Annotated in this window: 13 protein-coding genes and 1 tRNA gene; 4 read left to right on the plus strand and 10 right to left on the minus strand. The window is 30.0% G+C overall.

All coding sequences use genetic code 11. The features are described 5' to 3' along the window. Window positions 1–2: 2 nt before the first annotated feature. From BLV71_RS08250 to BLV71_RS08290, 10 genes are all read right to left on the minus strand, one after another. Window positions 3–563 carry a toll/interleukin-1 receptor domain-containing protein gene (locus BLV71_RS08250; protein ID WP_093870088.1) on the minus strand — a complete coding sequence of 187 codons (561 nt, stop codon included), beginning with the start codon at window positions 561–563 and terminating at the stop codon, window positions 3–5. A 3-nt stretch (window positions 564–566) separates the two neighbouring features. Then, on the minus strand, window positions 567–1,091 hold the full coding sequence (locus BLV71_RS08255) for a TIR domain-containing protein (protein WP_093870089.1): 525 nt from the start codon (window positions 1,089–1,091) through the stop codon (window positions 567–569). A 12-nt stretch (window positions 1,092–1,103) separates the two neighbouring features. Next, window positions 1,104–2,069, minus strand: coding sequence for a caspase family protein (locus BLV71_RS08260; RefSeq protein WP_176974377.1), 966 nt, complete (start codon window positions 2,067–2,069; stop codon window positions 1,104–1,106). 13 nt (window positions 2,070–2,082) lie between these two features. Beyond that, entirely contained in the window at window positions 2,083–2,889 is an 807-nt protein-coding gene (locus BLV71_RS08265; RefSeq protein ID WP_093870091.1) for a hypothetical protein, read from the minus strand. Window positions 2,890–2,996: 107 nt separating this feature from the next. Beyond that, window positions 2,997–3,635 carry a response regulator transcription factor gene (locus BLV71_RS08270; protein WP_093870092.1) on the minus strand — a complete coding sequence of 213 codons (639 nt, stop codon included), beginning with the start codon at window positions 3,633–3,635 and terminating at the stop codon, window positions 2,997–2,999. A gap of 9 nt (window positions 3,636–3,644) precedes the next feature. Continuing rightward, on the minus strand, window positions 3,645–5,744 hold the full coding sequence (locus tag BLV71_RS08275; RefSeq protein ID WP_093870093.1) for an ATP-binding protein: 2,100 nt from the start codon (window positions 5,742–5,744) through the stop codon (window positions 3,645–3,647). A 91-nt stretch (window positions 5,745–5,835) separates the two neighbouring features. Beyond that, the gene (locus tag BLV71_RS18575; RefSeq protein WP_176974378.1) at window positions 5,836–5,976 is read right to left on the minus strand and encodes a hypothetical protein; all 141 of its coding nucleotides are present in this window, start codon (window positions 5,974–5,976) and stop codon (window positions 5,836–5,838) included. Window positions 5,977–6,291: 315 nt separating this feature from the next. Beyond that, window positions 6,292–6,561 carry a helix-turn-helix domain-containing protein gene (locus BLV71_RS08280; protein WP_093870094.1) on the minus strand — a complete coding sequence of 90 codons (270 nt, stop codon included), beginning with the start codon at window positions 6,559–6,561 and terminating at the stop codon, window positions 6,292–6,294. An 819-nt stretch (window positions 6,562–7,380) separates the two neighbouring features. Continuing rightward, a tRNA-Ile gene (locus tag BLV71_RS08285) sits at window positions 7,381–7,454 on the minus strand. Window positions 7,455–7,506: 52 nt separating this feature from the next. Further along, window positions 7,507–8,478: a polyprenyl synthetase family protein gene (locus BLV71_RS08290; RefSeq protein ID WP_093871989.1), complete on the minus strand. Its 972-nt coding sequence runs from the start codon at window positions 8,476–8,478 to the stop codon at window positions 7,507–7,509. A 126-nt stretch (window positions 8,479–8,604) separates the two neighbouring features. Between BLV71_RS08290 and BLV71_RS08295 the strand changes: the two genes are divergently transcribed. The 4 genes from BLV71_RS08295 to BLV71_RS08310 are packed head-to-tail and all read left to right on the plus strand — an operon-like array spanning window position 8,605 to window position 15,210. Further along, the gene (locus BLV71_RS08295; protein ID WP_093870095.1) at window positions 8,605–9,216 is read left to right on the plus strand and encodes a TetR/AcrR family transcriptional regulator; all 612 of its coding nucleotides are present in this window, start codon (window positions 8,605–8,607) and stop codon (window positions 9,214–9,216) included. 2 nt (window positions 9,217–9,218) lie between these two features. Then, window positions 9,219–10,562 (plus strand): TolC family protein, encoded by a 1,344-nt coding sequence (locus BLV71_RS08300; protein WP_093870096.1) that lies wholly within the window; start codon window positions 9,219–9,221, stop codon window positions 10,560–10,562. Window positions 10,563–10,569: 7 nt separating this feature from the next. Beyond that, window positions 10,570–11,736 (plus strand): efflux RND transporter periplasmic adaptor subunit, encoded by a 1,167-nt coding sequence (locus BLV71_RS08305; RefSeq protein ID WP_093870097.1) that lies wholly within the window; start codon window positions 10,570–10,572, stop codon window positions 11,734–11,736. Window positions 11,737–11,745: 9 nt separating this feature from the next. Then, entirely contained in the window at window positions 11,746–15,210 is a 3,465-nt protein-coding gene (locus tag BLV71_RS08310; RefSeq protein WP_093870098.1) for an efflux RND transporter permease subunit, read from the plus strand. Window positions 15,211–15,303: the final 93 nt, after the last annotated feature.

The following is a 15,303-nucleotide window of genomic DNA, read 5'->3' on the forward strand; positions in this document are numbered from 1 at the left end:
CGTTATAAATTCCAGTTTAAAACGTTGTCTAAATAATGATTACCAGCAGTATGGCTTTCTACTATATCAGATGATTCGAAAAGATTAATAAAATTTTGATTCTTAATCTTAGAAACATATTCATTTAAAGATTTTGTTCCTCTAATAATTAAAGGAGCTGTTTTAATATAATCTGGGATATCCTTATCGGGTATATCTTTTAAGGTCAAAACTCCCAAGTCAGTTGTTTCATAGCCATATCCTATTTCAAAAGGTACCCATTTCGAGTATAATGTATTATGGGATAAGACACATAACATGTGGGAACTTTTTTGAATTCCTTTTTTTATTGCGTTGACCACACCTTTGGCATTCCTTGTTTGATTACTAATTCTTAAATCATTGTCATATTCATCAAAATAAACATCAATTCCAGATTCTAATAAATAATTGGCGATTAATTTACATTGAGCAGAATCCTTTTTTTGGTGGCTTATAAAGACACATTTGATTCCCATTCTTTTCCTTTCAAAAACATTGCCTTTGTTTAAAATTCCTTTATTGGCTCTATTTATTCCTCTCATAACTTAACTACATGTATTTTTTTGCATTTGTTTACGGCTATTTATTCTATCACTACTTTGACTTTTTCTTCTGTGAAAAGTGCTATTAATAATCATTTGCATACTTTTTTTATCAGTAGTCCAATCATATATTTTTGCATAACCAGACTCAACGTTGTCAGCTAATCTTTTAGGTAGGTTTTTAATTTTTACAACCTTTTTATCATAGTCAGGGTGAGTTGGTAATAATATACCCACCAAACCTGAATAATGGTCTCCTACTTTTAAATTTAGACCTCCAGAGATTTCCCAATCAATATGTTTTCTACATTTTGTTTTTGCACCGACCAAGACAACCAAAACAGTAGTGTCAGCTAAGAATCCTTTCTGAATTAATTGTTTTATATACGTATCACTGTTATCTCCATCAATATCTCCATCCTCAACAGATTTATTGATAATTAAACTTTCAAATAGCTCAATAAATTTTTCTTTATAATATTGATCATCATTATGATAGTAACTGATAAAAGTTTTTCTTTTTGTCATTTCATATATGTTTTATAATTGATCTTTGTTTATCATTTCCCACAGATGTTGCCCAAATAGAGTAAGTTTACATGACTTACTTTTATTTGCTGCATCAAATAGATAAGTTGCTCCTTCAGGTATTAAAATTCCATGACTATAATATTCCCTAAAAAGCTTCATAATTTTAACATTACCCTCGTCATATCCTCCAGACGTGGATGTACTATAAGTAGGATCAAGTTTATATTTGAATTCTTTATTAGGAAAGTAGTTTTTAATTTCTCTTATTCTTTTTAGACTAATTTTCGGATAACATTTTCTTAGACTAACCATCTTAGATACATGAGATTTAAATATTGGGCGTTGCTCCCAAGTATCTAGTAACTGATCTGTGTATTGATAGATACTGGCAACAGTAATGTTTCCAAAAATATCAGCTGCTCCACCTTTAAGAGCATTATGAATCATTGATGTAAAGACTCCTTGTTTATTATCATCAGTTTCCATAGAAATCTGAGTGTCTCTACTAGAAGTAATTATAGAAACACCTTCTCTTAATATTGCTTTCCTATCTCCAATTTCATTTAAATTTCCAAGGTGTCCACTATGACAACAATCTAAAATCAAAACAACTTCTTGAACTTTAGAATTATTAGCCATTGAAATAATTTCACTAAGAGGAACTCCTTCGGCAAACTTCAAGGCATCTTGAGTCACCAAATAACTTCCTATATCATTTGTTGTTCCGTGACCTGAAAAATAAAAAACTGCCATTTCTGCTTCTTGTAAAAGAAGATTAGATATTTCCATTTTCAGATAGCGGGCACTTATTCCTTTAGGGTTTTCTTCATTAGATACTAAGAGTTTACAATCAAAATTTACTGTTTCATCTTCATTGCGACTTAAAACTTCGTACATGTTTTCAGCGTCTTGAATTGACCCATGTAATGGACCAGCTATATAATGATTAACCCCTACAATTAAAGCTCTTCTCATATTTATGCTTTCTTTATAATTTTGCATTTATCACTTCTCCTATATTCACTACTTCAAGCTCAATTGAACTTAAAGAAGGATCATTATCTAAGAAAGGTTCCTCAGTTAGATGAGATTTTTTTCTTCCAAAAACCTTTTTTTTAAACCTTACTACATCCATAAATACAGTTACATCATCTGACCAATTTTTAATAAATACATTACCTCTTTGTTTTTTAATATGAATTTTACTTTGAACATCTAATTCAATTGCTTTACTTCCCTGAAGTCCTTTAATATCACCTCCTAAAATTAATTCTGAAGATTTGGAATTTGATTGAATCACTAAAGCTTTATTAGCTATAGTTACTGAAGTGACCAAGAAAGTATCATCCCAAACTAGTGTTTTTCCTTGGTCATTAATTTGATTTTGAAGTGCGGGAATATCTAGAAGTTCTCTTTTCTTACAATCAATTGCATAGAAAAAAATAGCACCCTCTTCGGAAAGAGAAATTTTTACTCCAGATTCTCCTTTTGGGAAGTCTGTAATAGAAGAACCTAATTTTGCATCTACATTAAAATGAATATCAACTGAATCTTTACTTGTAAATTGGTAAGAATCTGGAGTAACTGATTCTTTAGGTTCATCATAGGTTATACCTAAATTTTTTAAGTTAGTAACCCGAGTAAATGTACCTGTTGGACTACTTTTGAATAATTTCTTACCGTAAGGAAATTTAATAATATCCCCAACAGTTATTTCCTCTCCTGGGAGATAAACTGCTATTTTACCTAACTCTTTGGCAATTTCTTTAGAATATGAAGTTTGAAGACTTGGCATATGAATCGTATTTGTTTAATACAAAGTTGATTCTTTTCCAGTTCTTATTTAACCTCAAAACTGTTGATTTTTCTTCCTTATTTTATCCTCAAAAATGAGGATAAAAACTATAAAAAATTATTTTCGTAGGCATATTTAACAAGACCTTTTGAGTTTCTAACGCCTGTCTTTTCAAGTAAGTTTCTCCTATGTGTTTCTACTGTGCTATGAGCAATAAAAAGTTTTTTCGAAATTATTGGAGTAGTATCTCCAATTGCGATAAGTTTGAGTACTTCTTTTTCTCTATTTGTTAATTTTAATTCTTCAGTATAATTTTCTTTTCTTCTCTTAATACTTTGCCTCAAAGTTTTCTCAATTTCTCTTCCAAAATACTCATCTCCTTCCATAATGAATCGTATAGCTTTCACCAACTCTTCTTTTCCATTATTTTTAAGGATATATCCATTTGCTCCAATTTCTATTAAACCTTGAACGAATTTCCCTGTATTATACATAGATAATATAAGAACTTTTACAGAGGGATATTTTTCCCTAATAATTTCCGTTGCTTCAATTCCCGTAAGAACAGGCATTTCAATATCCATTACAATAATATCCACTAGTTCTTTATCTAATTTTTCAATTACTTCTTTACCATTTTGGGCAGTTTCTATAACTTCCATATCTACCTCTCTAGAAAGAATTGATTTTAATCCATCAATTACTATTTGATGATCATCTGCTATAATAATTTTTATTTTTTTCATCTTTTCTCTTTATGATACTGGAATATTTATCGTAATTGTGGTTCCATTTCCTTTACCAGAATCAATTAATAACTCACCATTTAATGAATCTACACGAGATTGAATTCCTTTAATTCCTATTCCATTTGATTCACCAATTTTAGTTGGGTCAAATCCAACACCATTATCAATAACCATCAAATTTATAAACTCTTTATTCTTGATTAGCTGAACACTGACTTCTTCTGCTTCTGCGTGTTTTATAATATTATGAATTATTTCTTGAACTATACTGTAGAGTTCCATTTCTAAAGAATTATCTAATCTATTGTCAAAACCATAATTTAGAAATTCAATTTGTAGAGTACTAGTTCCTTCAAGTGTTTTTTGAAGATCTTCAAGCGCAGCAATTAACCCAAATTTTGTTAAAACACCAGAGATCATGTCATGAGAGATCTCTCTGACCGCAACACATGCTTCATCTAATAGAGAATTAGCTTTATTATAATGCATTCGATTTTCTTCTTTTAGTTTATCAAGACTCCCTTCTATAGAATTATAATGAAGTTTAACCATTGATAGCATGCTCCCTAATCTATCATGTAAATCTTGTGCAATGCGGTTTCTTTCGTTTTCTTGTCCATTAATCATTGCTTTAATTGATTTTAATTCTTGCTTTTTTATTAGCTCTATATTTTTTTGGACTTCTAATTTTCTATTTTTATCGGATAGTTCTTTTGCTTTTTTTGTTTTATATATTTTAAATGATAAAAAAAATAAAATAGTCAATAATATAATACCAACTATTAATGATATCAATAAGGTATTCTTTTTTTCATTTTGTTCTAAAACACGTAATATTCTTTCTTGTGCAATTTCTTTGTCTTTTTTTAAAAGTTCATTTTTTTTAATCTCATCTTCATACCTAGAATCAATCATTTGAGCTTCTTTAAAAATATTATCTACACTATCTCTGAGTACAATATGTTTTTCATTGAATATAGAAGCGTTTTTAAATTCTCTAAGTTGCTCATATGTTTCAGCTATAGTTATTAATATCTCTAGACGAACGATGTCTTTTTTATATTTTTTTGAAAAAAACAAACTCCTTTCTAAATAAATTAAAGCTTGTTTATATTTCTTTTGTTTTCTAAGCACTCTTCCTAAATTATAATAGCTATCAAGCAGTTGTAATTCATTCTTTGAAGAATTAGAAAGTTTTATACTCTTTTTATAATAATCAATAGATAGGTGCAGCTTTTTCTTATGCTCATAAGCAACCCCAATGTTATTAATCAATGATTCTTGGTTGCTTAAAGCATACTTTTTTTTCAGATTAAGACTTTTTTTATAGTATGTAATCGCACTATCAATTTTTTTACGCTTAAAATAATTAACACCAAGACTATTGTAAACTTTAGATAACTCACTAAAATTTGAAACACTTTTATTTAATTTCAAGCTCTTATTTAAACACTCTAATCCTTTTTCATATTTCTTTAAAAGGTTGTATAAAATACCAATATCTAAATATGACTTAGCTGTTTGTTTATCGTTACCCAGTTTCTCCCTTATTGCCAATCCTTTTTTATAAGCTTCAATAGATTTACCTAGAAGGTTCATACTCGAATACATAGATCCAATTGTATTGTAAATCGTTGCCATTAATTTTTGATTTCCTAACTCATTACATGCAATAATTGATTCGTTAGCGTACCTAAGTCCTTTGTCATATAGCCCTTGACTACGATATATTTTCGCCAACTGAACCTTTGCTCTTACAATACCATAAAGGTTATTTATTTTTTCTTCTATATTAAGAGATAACAAATAATACTCTTCAGCATTTTTATAATTATTTTTTTTAGATTCCAACAAACCTAACCTCATGAGTGAAGTAGAATATCCTTTTTTATATTTCAAAGAGTCACTAATAATTCTTGCCTCTTCAGCAAATATTCTACAAATAGAATCTACTCTTCTATATTTCCAAGCTAGTTTATTTAAACGTTGAACTTTTATAGTGTCTTTCTTTTGTTTTTTTAATTCATTTATTAAGCTATCTGTTTGACCTGCAATTTTGTTAATAAAACAGACAGATACTAGTAATAATAAGACTGTTCTTTTCATTTTTTGAAATTAGTTATAAAAAAAGGTTTTTCTTAATGAAAGTAAGAAAAACCTTTTACAATTAATTTAAACTATTGTATAGTTTCAATAGTTACTCAACATCATCTTCAGATTCTTCTTCTGATGTTTTTGATACGCCATCAGGTTTTCCTCCCCCTTTTGATACATCGTCTGGAATTATTACTGTTCTTTCAATGTTCTTTTTAATCCCTTCTTGTCGTTTTCTACTCATAATTATTTATATTAAAATGTTTATCAAATATCTATAGGATTAAGTGGTTATTCAATCGTCAAAAATGAGTGTTTTTATATCCTCAATAATAAGGATAGAATTAAGAAATAGGATGTAATCTATCTAACCTCTTGAAGGTTTTCATGGTTACGTTGAACATAGTGTTATGTTGAAGAAATATAGAGGTGTCTTCCCATTTGTTGAACATATTTTTTTGCTTAAAAAAAGGCAAAACGATTCCATTACAGTATTTGCATACCGTTTTGCCTTGGGTTAATAAATTAAGTAATTAGCTCAAAGAGCTTTTAGAGTTGTTTAACTAGAAAAGTTAAGTAGATCACTTTTAAAGTAAAGAACTTTTCCGTTTAAACGTTTTGCAGGTAATACCTGAGTTTTATCGAGAGTCCAAAGAGTGGTTTCTGAGATTTTTAAAAAAGCGGCAGCTTCTTTTCTAGTCAACACTTGATCTTCATTCGTGTTTTTTATTAAAGATAGAATTTGCTTTAGTTCTTCTTTAATGATTTTTTGAATAAGTATACCTAATTCGTTAGGTTGCATTTCATGTAACTTGATAATGTTAGTCATATAATAATATTTAAAGATTAATAAAAAAATAAGTAAATATGATACCTGTTTACATGTCAAAATTATATTTTAATTTATTGATACACAGTAGGTTAGTTTATGTTACTTTATATAGAGTTTAAATAAATTTATATGAAATTAATAATCTGTAAATCAACTTATTGTCTGTTTTTTAAATATTTTAAAATCATTTTATTTAACAAGACTTTAACGTAAAAAGGAACTGAAAAGTAGGTTTTATAGAGGGAAATTGAAGTCTTTTTCAGGTTTAATCAAATAAAAAAAGAGTATATCTGTCTTCATCTACCTTTAGAGTGGGTAATAAAGCAGTTTTTTTATTAAATAAACTATTGTTTTTTTGCAGTTATAACGGATAGAGGCGTACGTATAAGTTTTTGTAGGTTTGAGCTAAATGTGTTTTGTTGTTTTTTTTAATCAAAAAATAGGTGGTATAGTGTGATGTACTCTAAATCTAATTAAAACCGTAAAGTAAGATTGTTTTTTATTTGTTTTTTTAATACGTGTGTATGGGGTTTTTGTAGGTTTTTTGAAATTTTAAGAAAGTGATTGGGTTCTGGACGACTATTATGGAAATAGAGTAAAACTTGTTGTTTTTTTGAAGTACCCCCTATGCTTTTATAAAGAGTAGTGCTTTTTTGTATCTGAAATTGAATAAAAACAGCTGAGAATTTTGTATCTTTATTTATAGTGAGTAGAGTTTAATATGCTGTTTTTGAGATATAAGCACACTCTGGAACACCCTGTAAAAAGTAAAAACTCGCAACAGTACTATTTATAGTATGTTACGAGTTTGTTACGTGGTCCCACGAGGACTCGAACCTCGGACCACCTGATTATGAGTCAGGTGCTCTAACCAACTGAGCTATAGGACCCGTTATTTTGGGTGTGCAAAGATAGCATCTTTTTTAAAATACCAAACATTTTTTACACTTTTCTGTTCATTAAATTTTCACCAAAAGTGCGTAAGCCTTGCTTTGCGTCCTCATTTAGTGTCATGATATCTAAAAATTCGAACGACTTATTTGTGTAGTATTCAATAAGTTGTTGTGTGTGTTGAGGTATATTATTATCAGTGAAAATAGAAGTTGTTTGCTTGATTTTTTCTTCAATATTTTTTTCTTTTCCATTAAATAAATTTAATAGATTTTCTCTATCAGAGGTGTTCGCTACTTCAAGAGCTTTTAAATATAAATATGTTTTCTTGTTTTCTATAATATCCCCAGCAATTTGTTTCCCAAAAGTATCTGGGTTTCCAAAAGTATCTAAGTAGTCATCTTGTAATTGAAAAGCAATACCCAAGTTTAAACCATAATTATATAAATGTTGAGCTTGTTCTTCATCAGCTTCAGCTACAATAGCTCCCATTTTTAAAGCAGCAGCTACTAAAACAGAAGTTTTTAAACTAATCATTTTAATATACTCATCAATAGTAACATCATTTCTAGTTTCAAAATCAACATCTAACTGTTGTCCGTCGCAAACTTCTAAAGCGGTTTTGCTAAATAATTGAGCTAATTTTTGAAAAACAGCTGGTTTGTAGTTTTCAAAGTATTGATATGCTAGTATTAACATAGCATCACCAGATAAAATACCAGTATTTATATCCCATTTTTCATGAACAGTCTCTTTACCTCTTCTTAAAGGGGCATCATCCATAATGTCATCATGCACCAATGTAAAGTTATGAAAAACTTCTACAGCTAATGCAGCAGGAAGAGCCTCTGTATGACTTCCTGAGAAGATATCAGAAGCAATTAATGTTAAGATTGGTCTAATTCTCTTACCTCCCAATTGTAGAATATAATCTACTGGTTCGTATAGGTTTTTAGGCTCTCTTGTAAAGTTTTGTTTTTCTAAATAGGTTAAAAAGTCTGAATGATATTTTAATAAGTCCAAATCTGAAATTTTTTGTAAAAATAAGGTAAACAAAAAAAGTACACCCAAAAGAATGTTAAAAAAAGATTAAAACTTAGGAAACTTTTATTGTTTCCTAAGTTTCCTTTCGTAGATTTGCAAAGAATTATGAGAGATAAAATTTTAGAAAAATCGGGAGAAATGTTTTTAAACCTTGGTTTTAAAAGTGTTACTATGGATGATATAGCAAGGGAGCTGGGGATATCTAAAAAAACAATTTATAAGTATTTTCCTAATAAAGTTGGTTTGGTAGGAGCATCAACAGAAGCAGTTCAAGAAGCTATTGATGCCGCAATTTTATTTATTAAAGGACAAAAACATAATGCAATAGCTGAAGAGTTTGCTGTAAAAGCAATTTTTAAAGAGATGTTTAAAAACGCGAAAACTTCACCAATGTATCAGCTTAAAAAGTATTATCCTGAAACATATGCTGAGTTAATGGAACGTGAAGCATGTATGTTTAGAGATTGCAATGTAGATAATTTAACAAAAGGGATTGAACAAGGACTGTATAGGGAAAACATAAAAATAGATTTAATAGTGAATTTTTATTTCACATTAATCTTTGGTGTTTTTGAAAGCGATTTATATGGGCATGAAATGAAAGAAGTAATGAAAATAGAATATGAAGTATTAGAATATCATATTAGAGCTATTGCTACTGAAAAAGGGATAGCAGAATTAGAGAAACAATTAAAAATCATAAATAAAAATCACTAACAATGAGAAAATACATATATAGTGTATTTGTATTCTTTTGTACGAGTTTTTTACTCGCACAAGAAAAAGAAATGAGTATATCAATGCAAGAGGCAATTGATTACGCTATAAAAAATAACTACAGCAATAAAATAGCTTCAAAAAATATTGAAGCTGCAAAAGAAAGGAAATGGGAAACAACAACAATTGGTTTACCTCAAATTGATGGAAAGGTAGATTATCAAAACTGGTTGAAACAGCAAGTTTCTTTATTGCCAGGAGAAATTGCAGGAGGTGCTCCTGGGTCTTTTGTACCTGTGAGATTTGGAACGCAACAAACAATGAATGCTTCCGTAACATTAAGACAATTACTATTTGATGGTTCTTATTTAGTTGGATTGCAATCTGCTAAAACATACTTAAAGATTTCTGAGCAGGCAAAAGAAAAAACTGTTTTAACAACAAGAGAAGCAGTAATTAACGCATATGGTAATGTTTTAATAACTGAAGAAACTATTAGTATTTTGGAGAAAAACAGAAAAGTTTTACAAAAAAACTTAAATGAAACTCAAAAAATATATGATAATGGATTAACAGAATTAGAAAATGTTGAGCAGCTACAAATAACTCTTGGTAATGTAGAAAACAATTTGAATAATGCGAAAAGAATGAAAGAAATTGCATATCAAATGTTAAATATATCATTAGGAAGTTCAATAGAAAAAAAGTTAGTGTTAACTGATTCGTTAAATAGCTTAGTGGTTACTAATACCGATTTAGATTTGCTAAGTAAAGTATTTGATGTTAAAAAACACATTGACTTTAAAATGGTTGAGAACGATCGTGAAAGTAAACGATTATTAATGAAGTTGGAACAAAGTAAAGCTCTACCAAGCTTATCAGCTTTTGTTAATTATGGAGCTAATGCCAATTCAAATGATTTTAATTTTTTTAGTGGAGATCAAAAATGGTTTGATTATTCCTTGCTAGGGGTAACTTTAAATGTGCCTATTTTTAGTAGTTTCGGAAGAAAGTCAAAAACAGCTAGGGCTAGAATTGAATTAGAGAATGCTGATATTAAAAAAGAAGAAGTAAAGCAAAAACTTCGCCTTCAAGCAAAATCAGCAAAAAGTGAATATCAACTAAGTATTGAAAATTATGATACTGCTAAGAAAAATTTAGCATTAGCAGAGCGAATAGAAAAAAAACAACAAATAAAGTTTTTTGAAGGGATATCTTCAAGTTTTGATTTGTTGCAAGCACAAAATCAATTGTATTCGCAACAAAATAATTATGTGCAATCGATGTTAAATGTCATTGCCAAAAAAGCCAAATTAGAAAACGCACTAAACATACCTATTAAATAATCAACTAATGAGAAGGATTGCAATTATAATAATCACAGCAACACTTTTAGCTTCATGTGGAAGCAAAGAGCAATCAGTTGAGTCGGTAATAAACTCAAAAGATTTAAAAACAATTCGTACTAAAAAAGACGAGTTAGATAAGAAACAACAAGAATTAGCTACTCAAATTAAATTATTAAACAATGAAATAGCTAAGTTAGATACAAATAAAAAAGTACCATTAATTACTGCCATTAGTGCTCATGAAGAAGTTTTTGTTCACTATTTAGATTTACAAGGGAATGTGCAAACTAAAAAGAATGTACTAGTATATCCTGAAATGGCTGGTAAATTAGTAAAGGTTTACGTTAAAGAAGGACAACGAGTAGTAAAAGGTCAGGCATTAGCTAAAATTGACGATGGTGGTTTATACCAACAAGTTGCTCAAGTAGAAGTTCAAGCTGCATTAGCGAAAACTACATTTGAAAGACAAAAAAGATTATGGGATCAAAAAGTTGGTTCTGAAATTCAATTTTTACAAGCAAAAACAAACTATGAAGCTGCTACTAGATCTGTAAATCAATTAAAACAACAGTTGGGAAGAAGTGTAATTAAAGCACCTTTTACAGGAATTGTTGATGATGTAATTAAAGAGGAAGGTACTGTAGTAGCACCTGGAGCTGGGGCAGAAGTGTTTAGAGTTGTTAACTTAAGGAATATGTATATTGAAACTGATGTTCCAGAAAGCTATATAACAACAGTAAAAAAAGGAAAAGAAGTACAAGTAGAGTTTCCAGTTTTAGGAAAAACAGTAACATCTTCTGTACGTCAAGCCGGAAACTTTATAAATCCTGCTAATAGAACATTTAAAGTTGAGGTTGGAGTGCCAAATAAAGATAGAAGCATTAAACCAAACTTAACAGCGAAGTTAAGAATTAACGATTACACAAATCAAAAAGCTATTTTAATTCCTCAAAGTATTATTTCTGAAAATGCAAAGGGAGAGCAATATGTATACATTGTTGAAAATGTTAAGAATAAAATAGGAAAAGCGAGACAAGTAATTATAAAAACAGGTAAAACTCAAGGAGATGTTATTGAGGTTTTATCAGGTCTTACCAATGGAGTTCAAATTATAGAAGAAGGAGCTCGTAGCGTTAAGGATAAACAAGAGGTTAAACTATTAAACCAATAATTATTTAGGATGACTGAAAAACAAAAAAAACAAGTCGATAAAGAATTTGGTCTATCCTCTTGGGCTATTGGTAATAAAACTACCATCTATGTATTAATGGTGTTAATTCTTATTTTAGGAATTTCAGCTTTTGTTAACATGCCTAGAGAGAATTTCCCTGAAATTAGAGAGACAAAAATTTATATCAGTTCTATATATCCTGGTAATACAGCTGAAGATATAGAGAAATTAATAACTGACCCGTTAGAAGAGAAATTAAAAACGGTTAGTAATGTTGTAAAAGTAACATCTACTTCACAAGAAGATGTTTCTATGGTTGTTGTTGAGTTTGATGAAAAAATAGCCGTAGATCAAGCAAAACAAAAAGTAAAAGATGAAATAGACCAAAAAACGTCAGGTGAAGATTGGCCAACATTTAACGGAGCGAAGGTAGAACCTAATGTTTTTGAGTTAAGTATTTCTGAAGAAATGCCTATTTTAAATATTAATATTTCTGGAGATTATCCTGTAGATAAGTTAAAAGAATTTGGAGAATATTTAGAAGATGAGATAGAAACGTTATCAGAAATTAAAAAGGTAGATATCCGTGGAGCTGAAGAGAAAGAAGTTGAAATAGCGGTAGATATTTACAAAATGATGGCAGCTAAGGTTAGTTTTCAAGATATCATTAATGCTGTTAATGGAGGAAACTTAACAATGTCTGCTGGAAACTTAATTGCAAGTGGACAAAGGCGTACTATTCGTATTTTAGGTGAAATTGAAGAACCACAAGAGTTGCAAAATTTTGTTGTAAAGTCTGAAAAAGGAAATTCAATTTATTTAAAAGATCTTGCTGTTGTAACCTTTAAAGATAAGGACAAAACAACCTACGCACGTGAATTTGGGGAAGCTGTTGTAATGTTGGATGTTAAAAAACGTTCAGGTAAAAACATGGTAGAAGCAGCAGAGAAAATTAGAAAAATTGTTGCCGATGCAAAAGTTGATGTATTTCCTAGTAATTTGAAAGTTACTATAGCTAATGATCAATCTTCTAAAACAATAGGTCAGGTAGATGATTTAGTGAATAATATTATTTTCGGAGTTATTTTAGTGGTATTAGTACTAATGTTTTTCCTTGGATTTAAAAATGCATTATTCGTAGGTTTTGCAATTCCAATGTCAATGTTTATGTCATTAATGATATTAAACTGGTTTGGTTATACCATGAATACAATGATCCTTTTTGGTCTAATTATGGGGCTTGGGATGTTGGTAGATAATGGTATTGTTGTTGTTGAAAACGTGTATCGTTTGATGGATGAAGGGATGTCAAGAACTGAAGCAGCGAAAAAGGGAATTGGAGAAATTGCTTTCCCTATTATCATTTCAACCTTAACAACGGTCGCTGCTTTTGTTCCTTTAGGAATGTGGCCAGGAACTATGGGGCAATTCATGAAGTATTTTCCAATTACGTTATCAGCAGTATTAGGGTCATCTTTATTTGTAGCGATCTTTTTTAACTCAGTAATGGTTTCGCAATTTATGGGTGTGGAAGATAAGAGCATGCCTTTAAAGCGTATTATAGCGATGTCTTCAATTATGGGAGGTATTGGTTTATTGATTATGATTTTTGGAGGTGCTAATAGAGCTTTAGGGACAATTATGGTGTTTACAGCTATTATGTTGTGGTTGTATCGAATAGCTTTAAGACCATGGGCAAATGCTTTTCAAAATAAAATATTACCAAGATGGGAGCGCTTTTATGAAAAATCATTAAGAGCAGTTTTAAAAGGATACAGACCAATTATTATAACTGTTTTAACTGTTGTAATGTTAGTGGTTGCTTTTGGTGGTTTTGGAGCTTCAGTAGCTAGTCAAAGAACAAAAGTTGAGTTTTTTCCTGATAATACACCAAATCAAATTATAGTTTATATTGAATACCCTCAAGGTACAGATATAGAAAAAACGAATACTATAATGAAAGATTTAGAAGAGCGAGTATATAAAGTATTAAACTCTTCCGAATATCTTGATGGTGATCATAACTTCTTGGTAGAAAGTACTGTTTCTCAAGTAGGAGCAGGCTCAGGGAATCCGCAAACTGATGGGGGTTCTACTGCTGAAATGCCACATAGAGGAAAAATAACTGCGTCAATGCGTGAGTATAAATTTCGAAGAGGGGCAAATAGTAAAGAATTGCAGAAAAAAGTAACGGAAGTTTTAAAAGGAGTTTATCCTGGATTGGCAATTTCCGTAGAAAAAGAGGCAGTAGGTCCTCCTGCTGGTTATCCTATTAATATAGAATTGGAAGGGAAAGATTATGGAGAATTGATAAATACTGCTGAGAAGATGCGTGATTTTATCAACTCAAAAAGTATTCCTGGAATAGATGAATTAAAGATTGATGTAAATAAATCAAAGCCAGCAATGTTAGTTAATGTTGATCGTAAAAAAGCTGGAGAGCTAGGAGTTAGTTCTGCTCAAGTTGGGCAACAATTGCGTAATTCAATATTTGGAGCTAAGGCAGGGATTTATAAAGAAGATGGTGAAGATTATGATATTTATGTTCGTTTTAATAAGGATAATAGGTATAACAAGAGCGCCATTTTTAATCAGAAAATAACATTTAGAGATCCTTCAAATGGTCAAGTAAAAACAATACCAGTTTCTGCAGTAGCTAAACAAACTAATACGTCAGGATATAGTGCAATTAAACATAAGCAAGCTAAGAGAATTGTAACCGTTTATTCAGCTTTAGCTCCTGGATATACAGATGCGGCTTCTATTGTTGGGAAAATTAGAAGCGAAATGAAAACGTTTACTGAAAAACCAGCAACTGTTAAAATTGATTATACAGGACAAATTGAAGAACAGAATAAGCAAATGTTGTTCTTAATGGGGGCTTTCTTTACTGGTTTAGGGTTGATTTTCTTTATTTTGATTTTCCAATTTAATTCGATTTCAAAGCCCGCTATTATTATGTTGGCAATCTTTTTAAGTTTAATTGGAGTTTTTGGAGGGTTAATATTAACCGCAGCACCATTTGTTATAATGATGACGATGATGGGAATTATTTCATTAGCAGGTATCGTTGTGAATAATGGAGTGGTTTTATTAGATTATACTCAATTACTGATTGATCGTAAAAAAGTAGAGCAAAGTATAGGAGAAAATGATTATGTAGATGTTGATACCTTAAAAGAAGCTATCATTAGAGGAGGTAAAGCACGTTTACGACCAGTATTATTAACTGCAATTACTACTATTTTAGGGTTAATACCATTAGCATGGGGAATAAACATTAACTTTTTTACCTTGGTTAGTGAGTTAAACCCACATATTTATATTGGAGGTGATAATGTAATATTCTGGGGGCCACTTGCAAAAACGGTAATTTACGGGTTATTTATAGCTACCTTTTTAACTTTAATTGTAGTGCCAATATTATTTTATTTAATAACTAAGTTTAAAATGTGGTTACGTAGCGTTTTATAATTAGTTTATTTGTTAACTAAAAAAGGTTGGATGCTTTAAAGCATCCAACCTTTTTTATTGTAATTTGATATGATTGCTATACAATTAAGTAAT

Origin of the sequence: Tenacibaculum sp. MAR_2010_89 (assembly GCF_900105985.1) — a bacterium.
Taxonomy (GTDB): Bacteria; Bacteroidota; Bacteroidia; order Flavobacteriales; family Flavobacteriaceae; genus Polaribacter; species Polaribacter halocynthiae.